The organism is Micromonospora sp. CNZ297, from assembly GCF_007827625.1.
The window spans coordinates 328,060-343,798 of the sequence record NZ_VISU01000003.1 but is presented as its reverse complement, the minus strand read 5'-3'; the positions used below and the strand labels follow the sequence as shown (position 1 = coordinate 343,798).

Here is a 15,739-nt window from a genome sequence, read left to right as displayed (position 1 = left end):
CGGCCTGGACGGCTCGGCCGGACGCGGTACCTGCTGTGCCGGTGGCCGCGTAACGACCGCCGGAGCGCGTGCGGACACTACAATAACGCCGTTTCGCGCGCCGGACCTGCCGCCGCCCGGCGGCCGGCGGGTGCGCCGTGCCCCGGATCACCGCGGTCCCGTCACCGGCGGTCCCGGCCGGCCGGACACGCCGTCTCGGCCGGTCCTCGACCGCGGCCTCCGCTTTCGTAGACTCCTACGCCATGACCGCGCCTGCGCCCGACACCCGCGACCGCGAGCCCGCCCCCACCGGCGGCGACGGGTCCGCGGCCGACGACTCGTCCGATCCGGGGTCGTCCACCCCGCGCCCGACGACGACCGCGGCCCCGGAGCAGCCGGAGCAGCCGGAGCCGGACACCGCGGCCGAAAAGCGGCGCGGCGGCCGGTGGCGGCGGGTCGACGCGCTGGTGGCCCTGGTCTACCTCGCCGGAGCGTTCTGGGTCACCGCCCGCGGCTGGCGCGACTACGACGGCCGGCTGCTCGGCAGCCGCCCGAACGACCAGGGCTTCAACGAGTGGATGCTGGCGTACGCGGCGCACGCGGTCACCAACCTGGAGAACCCGTTCTTCACCACGCTCCAGAACGCCCCGGCCGGCGTGAACCTGATGACGAACGTCGGGATGCAGCTGCCCGGCCTGGTGCTCACCCCGGTCACGCTGCTCTTCGGCGCGTCCTTCTCCTATCTGCTGTTCATCACGCTGAACCTGGCCGGCACCGGGTACGCCTGGTACCACGTGCTGTCCCGGCACGTGGTCGACTCCCGTGCGGCCGCGTTCGTCGGCGGACTGTTCTGCGCCTTCGCGCCGGCGCTGATCTCGCACAGCAACGGCCACCCGCACATCACCGCGCAGTGGCTGGTGCCGTTCATCGTCTGGCGGGTGATCGCGCTGTCCCGCGGCGAGCGGGTGATCCGCGACGGCCTGATCCTGGCCGGGCTGGTGGTGGCCCAGTTCTTCATCAGCCTGGAGATCCTCTTCCTGACCGCGCTCGGCTGCCTGATGCTGGTCCTGGCCTACCTCGTCTTCCGGCCCCGCGACGCGGTACGCCGGCTGCGCCCGCTGCTGTCCGGTCTGGCGATCACCGCCGTGCTCGTGTCCGCGGCGGCGGCGTACCCGCTGTGGATGCAGTTCGCCGGCCCGCAGCACCGGGTCGGCCACCCCGGCACCCCGGACATCTACGCCCTCAAGCTCGGCTCGTTCGTCGAGTTCGCCACCAAGTCGATCGCCGGTGGCCCGACCAGCGCGATCGGCTGGGCGCCGAACACCACCGAGCAGGCCAGCTTCTACGGCTGGTCCCTGGTGGTGCTCGCGGCCGGTGTGCTCTGGTGGCAGCGCCGGGAGACCGCGGTCCGGGTGCTCGGGGCCGTCGGCCTTGTCTCGGCGCTGTTCTCCATCGGCACCACCTGGACGATCGGCACCCGTCGCACCGACGTCCCCGCGCCGTTCGCCCTGGTGCAGAACCTGCCCGTGTTCGACTCCGTGGTGGTGTCCCGGTTCGCGCTGATCACCACGGTGGCGCTCGGTGTGCTGCTGGCGGTCGCCGGGGACCGGCTCGCCGCCCGCCGCACCGAACCGGCCGGCCGGCTGGCCGCCCGCGTCGGGGCCGTGGCGGTGGCCGCCGCGCTGCTGCCGATCCTGCCGATGCCGCTGGACGCGAAGGGCCGCACCCCGGTGCCGGACTTCGTCACCGCCGGCACCTGGCGCGACCACGTGGCGCCCGGCCGCACGCTCGTCCCGGTCCCGGTGAACGGCATGACGTCGCTGTACTGGAGTTCTGCCGCGGTGGCCGGCTTCGCCGTCCCCGAGGGCTACTTCCTCGCGCCGGTCTCCGCCACCGACAACACCGGCCGCTGGGGCGTCGACCCGCAGCCCACGGCGAAGCTGCTCACCGCCGTCTCGCTCGGCGAGCGGGACACCACGGTCGGCCAGGCCGACGTCGACCAGGCGCGCGCCGACGTCCGCTACTGGAAGGCCGACGCCGTGGTGCTGCCCGACCGCGGCGCCCGCCGCCACGACGACCTGAAGACCGTGCTGGACGCGCTCTACGGCCCGGGGGAGCGGGTCGAGGACGTCTGGGTGTGGGACGTCCGGCCGTTCACCCGCTGACCGGTCACGGCGACTTCGTCCAGATCAGCAGCAGATAGCCGCCGAAGTAGGCGGAGAGCGCCACGAGCGTGACCAGCACCGTGCCGGCCCGGGCCCATCCGGCCCGGGCCAGGCCCACGGCGGCCGGCAGCAGCAGCGGGAACGCCGGCAGCAGGAACCGCGCCTTGGAGTGGTAGTAACCGGCCGCGCCGAGCGTGGTGACGAGCATCAGGCCGCTGTAGAGCAGCAACTGCCACGGCTGCCGGTCGATCGCGCTCAACGCGAAGAACATGATCGACAGTAGCGCCACCACGGTGACCACCAGCAGCGGCAACGCGGCCACCTGCACCAGCGCCTGCTGGCCCCGGTCGACGGTGTAGACGCCGAAGTCGAAGGTGGTGCCCCACCCGGCGGACTGGATGTGGAACCAGCCGTCCGGCCGGCCGGTCCGGGTGCCGACCCAGGCCAGGTAGCCCAGCCACCCGGCCGGGGCGAGCAGCAGCGCCGCCCAGGGCCGCCAGCCGTCGCGCCGCCTGACGACCGCCAGCAGCGCGGCCAGCCCCACCACCGGGATCAGCGACGAGGCGGTGGGCCGGGTCAGGCCGGCGAACAGGCACACCACACCGGCCGTCACCCAGTGCCGGCGCAGCAACGCGTACAGCGTCCAGGCGGCCAGCGCGGTGAACAGGCTCTCGCTGTAGCCCATCGACTCCACGACGGCGTGCGGCACGGCGCCCCAGAGCGCGGCGAGCAGGATGCCGGTACGCCTGTCGTGCAGGTGCTTGCCGATGGCGTACAGGCCCCAGGCGGCGGCCAGCGCGGCCAGCCACGCCACGACCAGCGCCGACTCGCGCGGGCTGAACGGGGAGAGCCGCTCCAGGGCCGCGGTCAGGCCCGGGTAGAGCGGGAAGAACGCCATGTTGCTCTGGGTCTTCTCGTACCCGTCGTAGCCGTGCTGGACGATCCCGAGGTACCAGTTGCCGTCGGCCCGGGTGAGCCGCTCGACCGGGGAGACGTCGATGTTGCGGGCCCACAGGTAGACGACGAGCACGCCGATCAGCCGGATCACCGCGTACAACGCCAGCGCGGGCGCCGCGTCCCGGGCGGCGTCGCGCAGCCGCCGGACGTAGCCGGGCCGGACGCGGTCGGCTGTGGCCGGGCCGGTCGGCGGGGCTGGTGCGGGCCGGCTGGGTTCCTCGGTGGTCACCACGTCCATTGTGCGGTCCCGTTCGCGCTGAGCTGCGATTGTCCGGAGGCCCGCGTGGCGCGGCCGGCGACCCGGCGAACGACCCGGAGCGGGCGCCGGTCGTTGAACAGGATGGAGGGTAGCAACCGTCACACCAGGTCGTGGGGCACCGGCGGCGGCGGGCGTTCGAGCCCGATCCGCTGTCGTAGACTCGCTCGGGTCCGCGGGCGCGGTGCTGGCGACGACGAAACGGGCAGGAATGGGATCTGACGGCACGACCGCAGCGGCGGGCACCCGGGGACGGGTCGTGATGCTGGTGGACAACGGGGTCATCGGGGACTCCCGGGTGCAGAAGGCGGCCCGCTCCGCCGCCGACGCCGGCTGGGACGTCGTGCTGCTCGGCCGGGCGCCGGTCGGCAGCCCGCAGAGCTGGCGCCTCGGCGCCGCCGAGGTACGCCTCGTGCCGATGCCCGAGCCGCTGGCCCGCCGCCGGCACGAGTTCCGCCGGGCCTGGCTGCGGCACCCGCTCGCCTATCCGCCCAGCGGCATCGCGGCGCAGCGTACCCAGGCGGTGAAAGCATGGCGCGCGGACCTGGCGGTCCGCCGGGCGGCACTCACCGTCGCTGCCCGCGAGTCCGGCGCGGGCCGGCCGGGCGGGCTGCCCTGGGCCGCGCTGCGCGCCGAGGAGAAGCTGTCCGGCCTGACCCGCAAGTGGGTCGGTTTCCGCAACCGTCAGCTCACCCGGGCCCGCAAGGGCCGCAAGCTGGACGGCCCCTGGGACCGCGCGTACACGCTGTTCTGGCGCAAGCTGCGCGGCGACGGCGCGTGGCGGCGCCTGGAACCGGGCCTGTGGGACTACGAGCTGGCCTACGGCCCGGTGGTCGACGAGCTGGCGCCGGACCTGATCCACGCCAACGACTTCCGGATGCTCGGCGTCGGCGCCCGCGCGAAGGTCCGGGCCGCCGCGAAGGGCCGCCGGATCGCGCTGCTCTGGGACGCCCACGAATATCTGCCCGGCGTGCAGCCGTGGCGCGACAACGCCCGCTGGCTGCCCGGCAACGTGGCGCACGAGCGGGAGTACGTGCCGTACGCCGACGCCACCATGACCGTCTCCGGTGGTCTGGCCGACCTGCTGCGCACCGAGCACGGGCTGGCCGAACGGCCGGCGGTCGTGCTCAACGCACCCGCGGTGGACGAGTTGCCCGCGGATCCGGCCGGGCCGGCGCCGGACATCCGCGCCCGCTGCGGGCTCGGGCCGGACGAGCCGCTGCTGGTCTACAGCGGGGTGGCCGCCGCCAAGCGCGGCCTCGGCGTGATGGTCGAGGCGCTGCCCCGGCTGCCCGGCGCGCACGTCGCGTTCGTGGTCAACAAGCCCGACTCGGCGTACGTCAGGGGCCTGGTCACCCGGGCCGGTGAGCTCGACGTGGCGGACCGGGTGCACGTGCTGCCGTACGTGCCGCACCACCAGGTGGTCCGGTATCTCGGCGGCGCGCAGGTCGGCGTCATCCCGATCCAGCACTGGCCGAACCACGAGATCGCGCTGATCACCAAGTTCTTCGAGTATTCACACGCCCGCCTGCCACTGGTCGTCTCCGACGTGCGCACCATGGCCGAGACTGTCCGGGAGACCGGTCAGGGTGAGGTGTTCCGCGCCGAGGACGTGGCCGACTTCGTCCGCGCGGTCACCGCGGTGCTCGCCGACCCGCAGCGGTACCGCGCCGCGTACGACCGGCCGGGCCTGCTGGCCGGCTGGACCTGGGAGGCGCAGGCGCGGGTTCTCGACGAGGTCTACTCCCGGCTGCTGCCCGACGCGCCGCCCCGGCCGACGCCGCCGGCGCACGCCCCGGTGGAGCCGGCACAGGTGGAGGTGGGCGCGTGAACGGGCCGGACGTGACGGTGGTGGTCGCCGTCTACAACACCATGCCGTACCTGACCGCCTGCCTCGACTCGCTCGTCGGGCAGAGCATCGGCCGGGACCGGCTGGAGGTCGTCGCCGTCGACGACGGCTCCACCGACGGCAGCGGCGCGGAACTGGACCGCTACGCCGAGCGGTACCCGGGCACGGTCCGGGTGCTGCACCAGGCCAACTCCGGCGGCCCGGCGGCGCCGAGCAACCTGGCGCTCGACCACGCCCGCGGCCGGTACGTCTTCTTCATCGGCTCGGACGACCACCTCGGCCCGGAGGCGCTGGAGCGCCTCGTCGACGCCGCCGACCGGTGGGACTCCGACGTGGTGCTCGGCCGGATGGTCGGCACCAACAAGCGCTACGTGCACCAGGCCGTCTACGCCACCACCCGGGAGCGGCTCGACCTGTTCGACAGCGACCTGCCCTGGTCGTTGTCGAACACCAAGCTGTTCCGCCGGGACCTGATCGAGCGGCACGGCCTGCGGTTCCGTACGGACATGCGGATGGGCAGCGACCAGCCGTTCACGCTGGAGGCGTGCGTCCGGGCGAAGAAGGTGTCGGTCCTCGGCGACTACGAGTTCTACTACGCGGTCAAGCGGGACAACGCCCAGAACATCACGTACGCCAGCCGGTTCGAGGAGCGGCTGCGCTGCGCCGAGGAACTCGTCGGGTTCGTCGCCGGCCTGATCGAGCCCGGCCCGCGGCGGGACGCGGTGCTGGTGCGCCACTTCACCTGGGAGGTGGCGAAGCTGCTCCGCGCGGAGTTCCTCGCCCTCGCCCCGGACGTGCAGCGGCACGTCCACGACCGGATCCGCAAGCTCGCCGAGGCGTACCTGACCGACGGGGTGACCGCCCGGATGGCGCCCGAGGAGCGGCTGCGGGTGGCGGTGGCGCGCGACGGCGACCTGGACGCGCTGTGCACGCTCATCGGCCAGCAGTCCGACCGGTCACTGCCCGAGGTGGTCGTCGACGGCGACCGCTGGTACGCCGACCACGTCGGCTTCCGCGACCCGGCGTTCGGCTACCCGGACGACTGGTACGACGTCACCGAGCGGGCCGCCGCGATACTGGCCAAGCTGACCGCGACCGGGCTGGCCTGGGGACGCGACGCCGCCGGGGCGCGGGCCCTGGTGGTCACCGCCCGCAGCCGCCGGGCCGAGCTGGCCGAGCTGAGCGCGGAGGCGCTGCGGGTCAGTGTGGGCGATCTGACGGGTGTCACGTCGGCCGAGTCCTCCGGCAGCGGTACCGTCGTACGAACGGACTTCGCGGTGGACCGGTTGCTGGCGGTCGTCGCGGGGACAGGCGAGCGTCGTATCGTACGCGCCGAGGTCTCCGCCCTGGGCGGGACGGGCTCGGCGCCGTTGCGCACCGACCGCCCAGTCGCCGCACCCCGGCTGGTGGCCCGGCGCGGTGTCCGCTGGCACCTCGTCACACCCACCACGAACCACAAGGGCCAGGTGATCGTCGCGATCACGCCGGTGACCCCCGGTCGGTTCCTTGCCCGCCTGCGCCGAATCTGGCCCTCTGGAGGAAAGTAGTTCATGAACATCTGCGTCGTCGCGCTCGGCAAGATCGGTCTGCCGCTGGCCGTGCAGTTCGCGTCCAAGGGGCACCGGGTGATCGGCGCCGACGTCTCCGAGCGGGTCGTCCAGCTGGTCAACGACGGTGCCGTGCCCTTCCCGGGTGAGGCCGACCTGGACGTCAAGCTCAAGGAGACGGTGGCCGCCGGCCTGCTGTCGGCCACCACCGACACCGCCGCCGCGGTCGCCGAGTCGGAGGCGGTCGTCGTGGTCGTGCCGCTGTTCGTGGACGCCGAGGGCGTGCCGGACTTCGGCTGGATGGACGACGCCACCCGGGCCATCGCCCGTGGGTTGAAGCCGGGCACGCTGGTCAGCTACGAGACCACGCTGCCGGTCGGCACCACCCGTAACCGGTGGGCGTCGATGCTCGCCGAGGGCTCCGGCCTGACCGCCGGCACCGACTTCCACCTGGTGTTCAGCCCCGAGCGGGTGCTCACCGGGCGGGTCTTCGCCGACCTGCGCCGCTACCCGAAGCTGGTCGGCGGCATCGACGAGGCGTCGGCCGCGCACGGCGTGCGGTTCTACGAGGCGGTGCTCGACTTCGACGAGCGCCCCGACCTGGACCGCCCGAACGGCGTCTGGGACCTCGGCTCCGCCGAGGCGTCCGAGCTGGCCAAGCTCGCCGAGACGACCTACCGGGACGTGAACATCGGCCTGGCGAACCAGTTCGCCCGCTTCGCCGACACCGTCGGCGTGGACGTCACCAAGGTCATCGAGGCGTGCAACACGCAGCCGTACAGCCACATCCACTCGCCGGGCATCGCGGTCGGCGGCCACTGCATCCCGATCTACCCGCGGATGTACCTGTGGAACGACCCGGCCGCCACCGTGGTCCGCTCGGCCCGCGAGGCCAACGCGGCCATGCCGGAGTACGCGGTCGACCTGCTCGCCGCCGCGTACGGCGATCTGACCGGCGTGGGCGTGCTGGTGCTGGGCGCCGCCTACCGGGGCGGCGTCAAGGAGACCGCGTTCTCCGGCGTCTTCCCGACCGTGGACGCGCTGCGCCGGCGGGGTGCGGTGCCGTACGTCTCGGACCCGATGTACACGAACGAGGAGCTGGTCGCGCACGGCCTGCCCGGGTACGACGGCGAGCCGGTCGGCGCCGCGGTGATCCAGGCCGACCACGCCGAGTACCGCACCCTCGCCCCGGCCGACCTGCCGGGCGTGACGGTGCTGGTCGACGGCCGCCGGGTCACCGACCCGGCGCGCTGGACCGGCGTGCGCCGGGTGGTCATCGGGGGCTGACCCCACCGACTCCGCGGGCCCCGGCCGTCTCGAACGGCCGGGGCCCGTCGCGTGCCGCCGCCGGGATGAGCCGGGATCACGCCGTGTGGAGTTCACCTGCCGGACACCCCGGCAATACTTGTGTCATGTGATCCGTTTAGGGTCGCAGCCGTCGGAAATCGACCCGCACCGACATCGGTGGGGCAGACAGGGAGCGTGTCGTTGTTCAGCAGAGTACGCAGCCAGCAGGGTCTCGCCGCGGTCGGCGCGACGCTCCTCGGCTACGCGGTCATGGTCCTCGCCGGAGTCCTCGGCCTGGTGGTCCCGTACGCGGTGGCCGCGGTGGTCGCCGTCGCCGGTGAGCTGGCCCTGGCCGGGCGGCACACCGAGACCGCCACGCTGCTCGACAAGGCCGGTCTGGGCGAGACATTCCGGCGGCTGGTGCGGGACCTGTCGGTGGTCCTGCTCGTGGTCGCCGCGGTGCGTCCCGGCGTGGCCGGCACCGTCGCCGTCCTGCTGCTGCCCGCCGCGCTGTGGACCGTGGCCGTCGCCACCAACGCGGTGACCAAGGTGATCGACGGCCGGGTCGACCCACCGGCGTACACCCGCAACATCGACCTCGGCGCGCTGCGGCGGGTTCCGGTGCCGCCGGCCTGGGCGCGGCTGCTGGCCGGGCTGCGCATGCCGCTGCTGAACGTGCTGCTGGTGCCCGCGGCAGTGGTGGCCGCCGCACTCGACCGGGTCGCCCCGGTGGTGCTCACCGCCCTGGTCACGCTCGCCGCCGGCCTGGTCACCGCCGCGGTGCTGGCGCTCACCGCGCTGCGCGGCCGGGGCAAGGCCCCGGGTGTGCTGCCCGCCGTGCACGACTGGATGGCCCGGGAACGGCCCGAGGTGGCGCTCTACTTCGCCGGCCCGGCCAAGGACGTCTACCAGGCCAACATGTGGCTCGCGCCGGTGGAGGCGACCGGCCGTCGCGCCGTCGTGCTGCTGCGCGCCGCGGACGCGTTCGAGCAGCTCGCCGACACCCGGCTGCCGGTGATCTGCGTGCCGGCCGGCGTCGACTTCATGAACCTGGACCTGGGCTCGCTGCGCGTGGCGCTGTACGCCGCGAACGTCGGCGCCAACATCCACCTGCTGCGGGAGCCGGGCGTGAAGCACGTCTTCGTCGGCCACGGCGACAGCGACAAGCAGGCGAGCGTCAACCCGTACAGCAAGGTGTACGACGAGGTCTGGGTGGCCGGGCCGGCCGGGCGGGAACGGTACGCCCGGGCCGACGTCGGCGTGCTGGACCGCGACATCGTGGAGGTCGGCCGCCCGCAGCTCGCCGGGGTGCACACGTTCGGCTCGGGCGCCGCCGACCACCGCTTCACGGTGCTGTACGCGCCGACCTGGGAGGGCTGGCTCGACGACGACCCGTACCACACGTCGCTCGTGCTGATGGGTGAGCGGATCGTGTCCGGCCTGCTCGCAGCCGGGGACGTGCGGGTGATCTACAAGCCGCACCCGCTGACCGGGACGCGTTCGCCGAAGGCCCGCGCCGTGCACGAGCGGATCGTGTCCCGGATCAAGGCCGCCGGCGGCGAGACCGATCCGTCCTCGCTGGACGGCACCGCGCACCTGGTGGTCACCGGCCGCACGCCGGGGCTGTTCGACTGCTTCAACGTCACCGACCTGCTGGTCAGCGACGTGTCCAGCGTGGTCTCCGACTTCGTGCAGAGCGAGCGCCCGTACGTGGTGGCGAATCCGGCCGGCCTGCCCGAGGACGAGTTCCGGCGGCAGTTCCCGACCGCTCGGGCGGCGTACCTGCTCTCGGCGGACTGCGGCGAGCTGACGAAGATCCTCGACGTGACCCGGGCCGGGGACGACCCGATGACCGGGGCGCGGCGGGAGCTGAAGGAGTACCTGCTCGGCCCGGCCGGGTCGAACCCGATGGACCGGTTCCGGGACGAGATCGGCCGGCTCTGCGGCTGAGGCGTACCGACGGAGCAGGGGCGACGACCGCGCCGGTCGTCGCCCCTGTCTCGTCCGGTCAGCCCTGGTGCGGCGGGTTGTCGACGTCGCGGGAGATGACCTCGCCCTTGGCGTCGACCCAGCCCTTCGGGCGGGCCGGGTTGCCGGCCACCAGCTGGTACGGCTTGACGTCGCGGGTCACCACCGAGCCGGCGGCGATCATCGCGTACTCGCCGACCTCGATGCCGCACACGAGCGTGGCGTTCGCGCCGATCGACGCGCCCCGGCGGACGAGCGTCGGGGTGATCGTCCAGTCCGGATTCTGGGCGCGCGGGCGGAAGTCGTTGGTGAACACCGCGCACGGGCCCACGAACACCTCGTCCTCGATGGTCACGCCCTGGTAGACCGAGACGTTGTTCTGGATCTTCACCAGGTCGCCGACGGTGACGCCCGCGTCGACGTAGACGTTGCGGCCGATCACGCATCCGGCGCCGACCTGGGCGCTGGACCGGATGTGCGCCAGGTGCCAGACCTTGGTGCCGTCGCCGACCTGGGCGCCGGACTCCACGTCGGCCGTCGGGTGGACGAAGACGGAGGCGGACCGGTCGTTGCTGTCAGTCATCTCAACTCGCATCACATGCCAGGGCGCGTCGCGCCGTCGGGCGGGCTCGACGCAGCATAACGAGCGCTCACCCGAGCAGTTCGGCCACCGCGTCGGCGGCGGGCCGGTCGGCCGGCAGGGGGTGCGCGGCGACCACCGCGTCCACCGGCAACGCCCCGTACAGGTGCGGGAACAGTGCGCCGCCGCGGGACTCCTCCCAGCGCAGCGCGTCGCCGAGCCGGGACTCGTCCACCGCGAGCACGGTCAGGCCGGTGACCCCGGCGAAGAACCTCCGCGCGGTCTCCACCACCTGGTCGGCGGCGGACAGGTGGACGTAGCCGTCCTGCCGGTCCATCGCGGTGCCGGCGAACCGCCCGTCCGCCCGCGCCCGCGTCCACTCGTCGTCGGTGAGAATCTTGTAGATCACGGCAGCAGCCTAGAGCGGCCTCGCGTCCCGGCGGCGCGTCTGCCACCATTCGCAGGGCAACACGTCGAGTCGAGGGAGGAACGGGTGCGGATCCTCCTGGTCGAGGACGACCGCCGGGTCGCCGCGGCGTTGTCGTCCGCGCTGACCCGGCGCGGCTACCAGGTGGAACACGCCGCGACGGTGGCCGCCGCGCTCTCCGCCGCCCCCTGCGACCTGGTGCTGCTCGACCTGGGGCTGCCCGACGGCGACGGCACCGACCTGTGCCGCGAGCTGCGGCGGCGCAGCAGCCGGCTCGGCATCATCGCGGTGACCGCGCGCGGTGAGGAACGCGACCGGGTGCTGGGGCTGCGGCTGGGCGCCGACGACTACGTGGTGAAGCCGTTCTCGATGGTGGAGCTGCAGGCGCGGATCGAGGCGGTGCTGCGCCGGGCCGCGCACACCGCGCCGCAGCGCAACCTGATCGAGGCCGGTACGGTCCGCATCGACGTGGGCGGCCGGACGGTGACGGTGGCCGGCCGGGACGTCTCGCTCACCCGCAAGGAGTTCGACATCCTGCTGTCCCTGGCCCGCCAGCCCGGGGTGGCGGTGCCGCGCGAGCGGATCCTGCTCGACGTGTGGGGCACCACCTGGGCCGACCGGCACACCGTGGAGGTGCACGTCGGGTCGCTGCGCGGCAAGCTCGGCGACCCGACGCTGGTGGAGACCGTACGCGGGGTCGGCTACCGGCTCCGCGAGGCGTGAGGGCCGGTTCGTGCGCCGCCGGCTGGTGATCAGCTACCTGCTGCTGATGGTGCTGGTCCTGATCGCCCTGGAGACGCCGCTGGCGGCCACGCTCGCGACCCGGGAGACCGACCGGGTCCGCGCCGACCGTCTCGCCGACGCCACCCGTTTCGCCTCGCTGGCCGGGCCGGCGTTGCGGGGCGGCAGCCCCGGCCCGCTGGACGGGGAACTGGCCGCCTACGACGCGCTCTACGGCATCGGCGCGGCCGTGGTGGACCGGGACCGCCGTACCGTGGTGGCCTCGTCCGGGTGGGAGCCGGGCGCGGGCACCCGCGCGGCGCTCGACACCGCGCTGTCCGGGCAGCAGTTCAGCGGCCCGGAGTCGGTCTGGCCGTGGGTCGGCGGGCCGGTGGTGACGGCCGTGCCGATCAACGACGGCGGCGAGGTGCTCGGCGCCGTGGTCACGACCAGCCCGGCGGACGGCGTGCGCCGCACCGTCACCGTGTGGTGGCTGCTGCTCGCCGGCATCGGCCTGCTGGCGGTGCTGGCCTGCGTCTCGACCGCGTTCGGGCTGGCCGGCTGGGTGCTGCGCCCGGTCACCGAGCTGGACGCGGTGACCCACGAGATCGCCGAGGGCCGCCGCGCCGCGCGGGTCCGCGCCGGACTCGGGCCGCCCGAACTGCGCCGGCTGGCGACCAGCTTCAACGACATGGCCGACGCGGTCTCCGACGTGATGGACCGGCAACGCGCCTTCGTCGCGCACGCCAGCCACCAGCTCCGCAACCCGCTCACCGCGCTGCGGCTGCGGGTGGAGGAACTGGGCCCCAGCCTCACCGACCCGGACGGGCGCGCCGAGCACCGGCTGGCGCTGGAGGAGACCGACCGGCTCGCGACGGTGCTCGACGCGCTGCTCACGCTGGCCCGCGCCGAGCGGGAGGAGAACGAGCGGGTGACTGTGGACGCCACCGCCACCGCCGCCTCCCGGGTGGCCGCCTGGCTGCCGCTGGCCCGGCACCGCGAGGTCACGCTCCGCCTCGACGCCGAGGACGTGCCGGCGTACGCCCGGACCGTGCCGACCGCCATCGACCAGGCGCTGGACGCCCTGATCGACAACGCGGTGAAGTTCAGCGGCGCCGGTGGAGAGGTGACGGTGACCGTACGGGCCGCCGACGGCGGGACGGTGCTGACCGTCGGCGACACCGGCCCGGGCATGACCACCAGTCAGCTCGACCAGGCCACCGAGCGGTTCTGGCGGGCGCCGGACGCGCAGAACGTGGACGGCGTGGGCCTCGGGCTGACCATCGCGGCGGTGCTCGTGGACGCCTCCGACGGCCGGCTCACCATGCGCCAGGGCGAGCCCCGGGGCCTGGTCGCCGAGCTGTGGTTCCCGGCGCCCGCCGACGCGCCGGTCCGGTGCTGACCCGCGTCAGGGCTTCGCGGCGCGATACCACTGCGCCGCGCCCGGATGCAGCGGCAGCGGGGTGGTGACGATCGCCGACCGGGGACTCATCCGTCCCGCCGCCGGGTGCGCGGCGGCCAGTTCCTCCCGGCGGTCCATCAGCAGCCGGGTCACCTCCCGCACCAGCGCGGCGGGCAGGTCGGCGCGGACGATCAGGTAGTTCGGGTTCGCCACCGTGCTGACCGGGGCGGCCCGGTACACCGAGCGCGGCACGTCCCGGGTCACGTAGACCTGCCCGTACGCCCGGCGCAGCGGCTCGGTCCAGTCGCCCAGGTCCACGATCCGCAGCGAGGTCCGCTGGGCCAGGTCGGCGACGCCGCGCACGGGTAGCCCGCCGGAGAAGAAGAACGCGTCGATCCGCCCCTCGCGCAGGGCCGCCACCGAGTCGTCCAGCCCCAGGTGTTCCTGGCGTACCCGGTCGCCGCCGAGCTGGGCCACCGCCAGCAGACGGGTGGCGGTGATCTCCGTGCCGGAGCCGTCGGCGCCCACCGACACCCGCCGGCCGCGTAGGTCGCCGAGCGTGCGGATCGGCCCGCCTGCGCGGGTCACCAGGTGCAGCAGGTCGTCGTAGACCCGGGCCACCGCGAGCACCGACGGATGCTCGGGCTCGCGCGGCGGCAGCACGTCGGCCTGGGTGAAGCCCAGCTCGGCCTCCCCGGCGCCGACCAGCCGGACGTTCTGCGCCGAGGCGGCGGTGACCACCACCTCGGCCCGTACGCCGGGCAGCTCCCGGTTGAGCAGCGCCGCGAGCGACTGGCCGAAGGCGTGGTAGACGGCGGTGGGGCTGCCGGTGGCGATGCGGATGCGGGTCGGCTCGGACGGCTCGTCCCGGCACCCGGTGAGCCCGGCGACGAGCAGGAGCACCAGCACGAGCGGGGCGGCGGCGCGCACAGGCCAGTGTCGGCTCACGGGCTGCACTCTGCGCCGTGCACCCGCCGTGGCGCAAGCCCACGCGGCGCACGCACCACCGCGGGCCCGGCGTGCGGCAGCCCCGGTCCGGGCCGGTCAGCTCGCCGGGGCCAGCTCCGCGCTCTCGGTGATCCGCTCCCGGTGCTCGCCGTTGGGTACCACCACGAGGAAACAGCCCGAGCCGGGCCGCAGCGCCGCCGGCACGTCCAGCAGCGCCGCGCCGCGTACCAGCACCGCCGCCAGGTCCCGGTCGGCGAGCCGGATGCCGAGGCAGTGCCGGCGGACGTGCCGGCCGCCCGCGAGCAGCGCCGCCCGCCAGGCCGCCGCGGCCAGCCGGGGCCGCCACAGCCGCCGCGGCGCCGAGGCGCCCGGGAACGGCCCGCCGAGCAGCTCCCGGCGGCCCTGCCGCCAGCCCGCGGTCAGCAGATTCGCGTACGCCGCCCGGTGCTGCGGCGGCACCGACAGCCGGTGCAGCTCGTAGCGGCGGCGCAGGCCACCGGTGGTCAGCTCGTGCTCCACCGGCACGTCGAGGCGTCCCAGCAGCTGCCGCATCCGTTGCGCCGCGTCCTCGCGGTTGAACTCGGCGATGCCGCCGCGGTGCGGTCCGGAGTCGAGGCGGCGTACGTCGGCGGCCGGCGGCGGCGTGCAGCGCACCATGCAGGCGACCTCGAAGGCGTCGGTCAGGGTCAGCCAGTCCAGCGGCGGCGGCGACGGGCGCGGGCGGTCGAGCAGCGTGGTGAGCATCGGCGCGGCTCCTCGGTCGTCGGGGTACCTCTACCGTCGCTGCCGAGCGCCGGACCGGGAACCGCTGCGCCCGAGCCTTGAGCAAAATTTGCGGGAAGCCCGCGGCTCAGAGCTCGGTGACCACCAGGTCGACCTGCCGGGGCCGCCCGGCCGCCCGGGGCGCCTCCTCGACCGTGTACTTCAGCTCCCGCAGCGCCCCTACCAGCGCGTCGGCGGTACGCGGCCGGGCGTCGGCGAGCAGCAGATCCCGCACCAGCCGGCCCTTCGTGGCCTTGTTGAAGTGGCTCACCACCGACCGGGCCGGCGTGCCGTCCACGATCCGTTCGTGCAGCACCCGTACCGTCACCGTGCGTTCGGCGAGCGCGCCGCGCGGCGTCCAGGTGGCTGCGTACGCGCCGGAGCGCAGGTCCAGCACCGGGCCGCGACCGGCGGCGGGTTCCAGTACCGGGCCGAGCGCCGCCCGCCAGTACGCCGACAGCGCGCCGAGCCCCGGCAGCCGCGCCCCGATCGGGCAGCGGTACGGCGGGATCCGGTCGGCGAGGCGTACCGCGCCCCACAGGCCGGAGCTGATCAGCACCTGGCGGCGGGCCGCCCGCTGCGCGTCGGGGGGCAGCGTGTCCAGGCCGAGCGCCTCGTAGAGCACGCCGGTGTAGAGGCGTCCGGCCGGGGCGGTCGCCGCCTCCCGCAGCCGGGCGTTGCGCCGCAGCTCGCCGAGCTGCCCCTCGGTGAGGCCCAGCGCGGTCCGGGCCGCCGTCTCGTCCGGCCCGGCGCACAGGTCGACGAGCGCGGTCAGGACCGCCTCCCGGGCCGGGTTCAGCTCGGTCAGGGACAGCCGGGACAGGTCCAGCCGGCGGCCGGTGCCGGCCTCGGCCTTCCCCTCCGACGGGGGCAGCAGGATGAGCACCGGCAC

General features: G+C 74.4%; 13 protein-coding genes. 7 read left to right on the top strand and 6 right to left on the bottom strand.

Translation table 11 applies throughout. The features are described 5' to 3' along the window. Positions 1-242: 242 nt before the first annotated feature. Entirely contained in the window at positions 243-2,144 is a 1,902-nt protein-coding gene (locus FB454_RS07820) for a DUF6311 domain-containing protein (RefSeq protein ID WP_486485399.1), read from the top strand. Positions 2,145-2,148: 4 nt separating this feature from the next. Here FB454_RS07820 and FB454_RS07815 read toward each other — a convergent pair whose 3' ends face one another. Beyond that, positions 2,149-3,339, bottom strand: coding sequence for a glycosyltransferase family protein (locus FB454_RS07815; protein ID WP_013285269.1), 1,191 nt, complete (start codon positions 3,337-3,339; stop codon positions 2,149-2,151). A gap of 280 nt (positions 3,340-3,619) precedes the next feature. On the opposite strand from FB454_RS07815, the gene FB454_RS07810 reads away from it, so the two are divergent. The 4 genes from FB454_RS07810 to FB454_RS07795 all read left to right on the top strand — a co-directional run bounded on the left by FB454_RS07810 (position 3,620) and on the right by FB454_RS07795 (position 9,990). Continuing rightward, a complete protein-coding gene (locus tag FB454_RS07810) occupies positions 3,620-5,188 on the top strand; it encodes a glycosyltransferase family 4 protein (RefSeq protein ID WP_013285270.1) in 1,569 nt (522 codons plus the stop codon). Beyond that, the gene (locus FB454_RS07805) at positions 5,185-6,753 is read left to right on the top strand and encodes a glycosyltransferase family 2 protein (protein WP_013285271.1); all 1,569 of its coding nucleotides are present in this window, start codon (positions 5,185-5,187) and stop codon (positions 6,751-6,753) included. The genes FB454_RS07810 and FB454_RS07805 overlap by 4 nt, the downstream gene beginning before the upstream one ends. A gap of 3 nt (positions 6,754-6,756) precedes the next feature. Beyond that, positions 6,757-8,040: a nucleotide sugar dehydrogenase gene (locus FB454_RS07800; RefSeq protein ID WP_013285272.1), complete on the top strand. Its 1,284-nt coding sequence runs from the start codon at positions 6,757-6,759 to the stop codon at positions 8,038-8,040. Positions 8,041-8,241: 201 nt separating this feature from the next. After that, entirely contained in the window at positions 8,242-9,990 is a 1,749-nt protein-coding gene (locus FB454_RS07795) for a CDP-glycerol glycerophosphotransferase family protein (RefSeq protein ID WP_013285273.1), read from the top strand. A 58-nt stretch (positions 9,991-10,048) separates the two neighbouring features. On the opposite strand, the gene FB454_RS07790 is transcribed toward FB454_RS07795, so the two are convergent. After that, positions 10,049-10,591: an acyltransferase gene (locus FB454_RS07790; RefSeq protein ID WP_013285274.1), complete on the bottom strand. Its 543-nt coding sequence runs from the start codon at positions 10,589-10,591 to the stop codon at positions 10,049-10,051. 67 nt (positions 10,592-10,658) lie between these two features. After that, positions 10,659-10,997, bottom strand: a complete 339-nt coding sequence (locus FB454_RS07785) for a DUF952 domain-containing protein (RefSeq protein WP_071095900.1) — start codon at positions 10,995-10,997, stop codon at positions 10,659-10,661. 84 nt (positions 10,998-11,081) lie between these two features. Between FB454_RS07785 and FB454_RS07780 the strand changes: the two genes are divergently transcribed. Continuing rightward, complete coding sequence (locus tag FB454_RS07780; RefSeq protein ID WP_013285276.1) at positions 11,082-11,738, top strand: response regulator transcription factor; 657 nt, start codon at positions 11,082-11,084, stop codon at positions 11,736-11,738. A 10-nt stretch (positions 11,739-11,748) separates the two neighbouring features. After that, positions 11,749-13,137 (top strand): sensor histidine kinase, encoded by a 1,389-nt coding sequence (locus tag FB454_RS07775; RefSeq protein ID WP_145822723.1) that lies wholly within the window; start codon positions 11,749-11,751, stop codon positions 13,135-13,137. 6 nt (positions 13,138-13,143) lie between these two features. Here FB454_RS07775 and FB454_RS07770 read toward each other — a convergent pair whose 3' ends face one another. The 3 genes from FB454_RS07770 to yaaA form a co-directional block, all read right to left on the bottom strand. After that, entirely contained in the window at positions 13,144-14,067 is a 924-nt protein-coding gene (locus tag FB454_RS07770; RefSeq protein ID WP_404803115.1) for a TAXI family TRAP transporter solute-binding subunit, read from the bottom strand. 114 nt (positions 14,068-14,181) lie between these two features. Beyond that, entirely contained in the window at positions 14,182-14,829 is a 648-nt protein-coding gene (locus FB454_RS07765) for a hypothetical protein (RefSeq protein WP_013474740.1), read from the bottom strand. A 106-nt stretch (positions 14,830-14,935) separates the two neighbouring features. Further along, positions 14,936-15,739: a peroxide stress protein YaaA gene (gene yaaA, locus FB454_RS07760; RefSeq protein ID WP_145822800.1), complete on the bottom strand. Its 804-nt coding sequence runs from the start codon at positions 15,737-15,739 to the stop codon at positions 14,936-14,938.

Bases quoted from the DNA above. Each gene is read 5' to 3' on its own strand.
- FB454_RS07800 (WP_013285272.1), top strand. From the start codon at position 6,757: ATGAACATCTGCGTCGTCGCGCTCGGCAAGATCGGTCTGCCGCTGGCC.
- FB454_RS07790 (WP_013285274.1), bottom strand. From the start codon at position 10,591: ATGACTGACAGCAACGACCGGTCCGCCTCCGTCTTCGTCCACCCGACG.
- FB454_RS07820 (WP_486485399.1), top strand. From the start codon at position 243: ATGACCGCGCCTGCGCCCGACACCCGCGACCGCGAGCCCGCCCCCACC.
- FB454_RS07765 (WP_013474740.1), bottom strand. From the start codon at position 14,829: ATGCTCACCACGCTGCTCGACCGCCCGCGCCCGTCGCCGCCGCCGCTG.
- FB454_RS07815 (WP_013285269.1), bottom strand. From the start codon at position 3,339: ATGGACGTGGTGACCACCGAGGAACCCAGCCGGCCCGCACCAGCCCCG.
- FB454_RS07810 (WP_013285270.1), top strand. From the start codon at position 3,620: ATGCTGGTGGACAACGGGGTCATCGGGGACTCCCGGGTGCAGAAGGCG.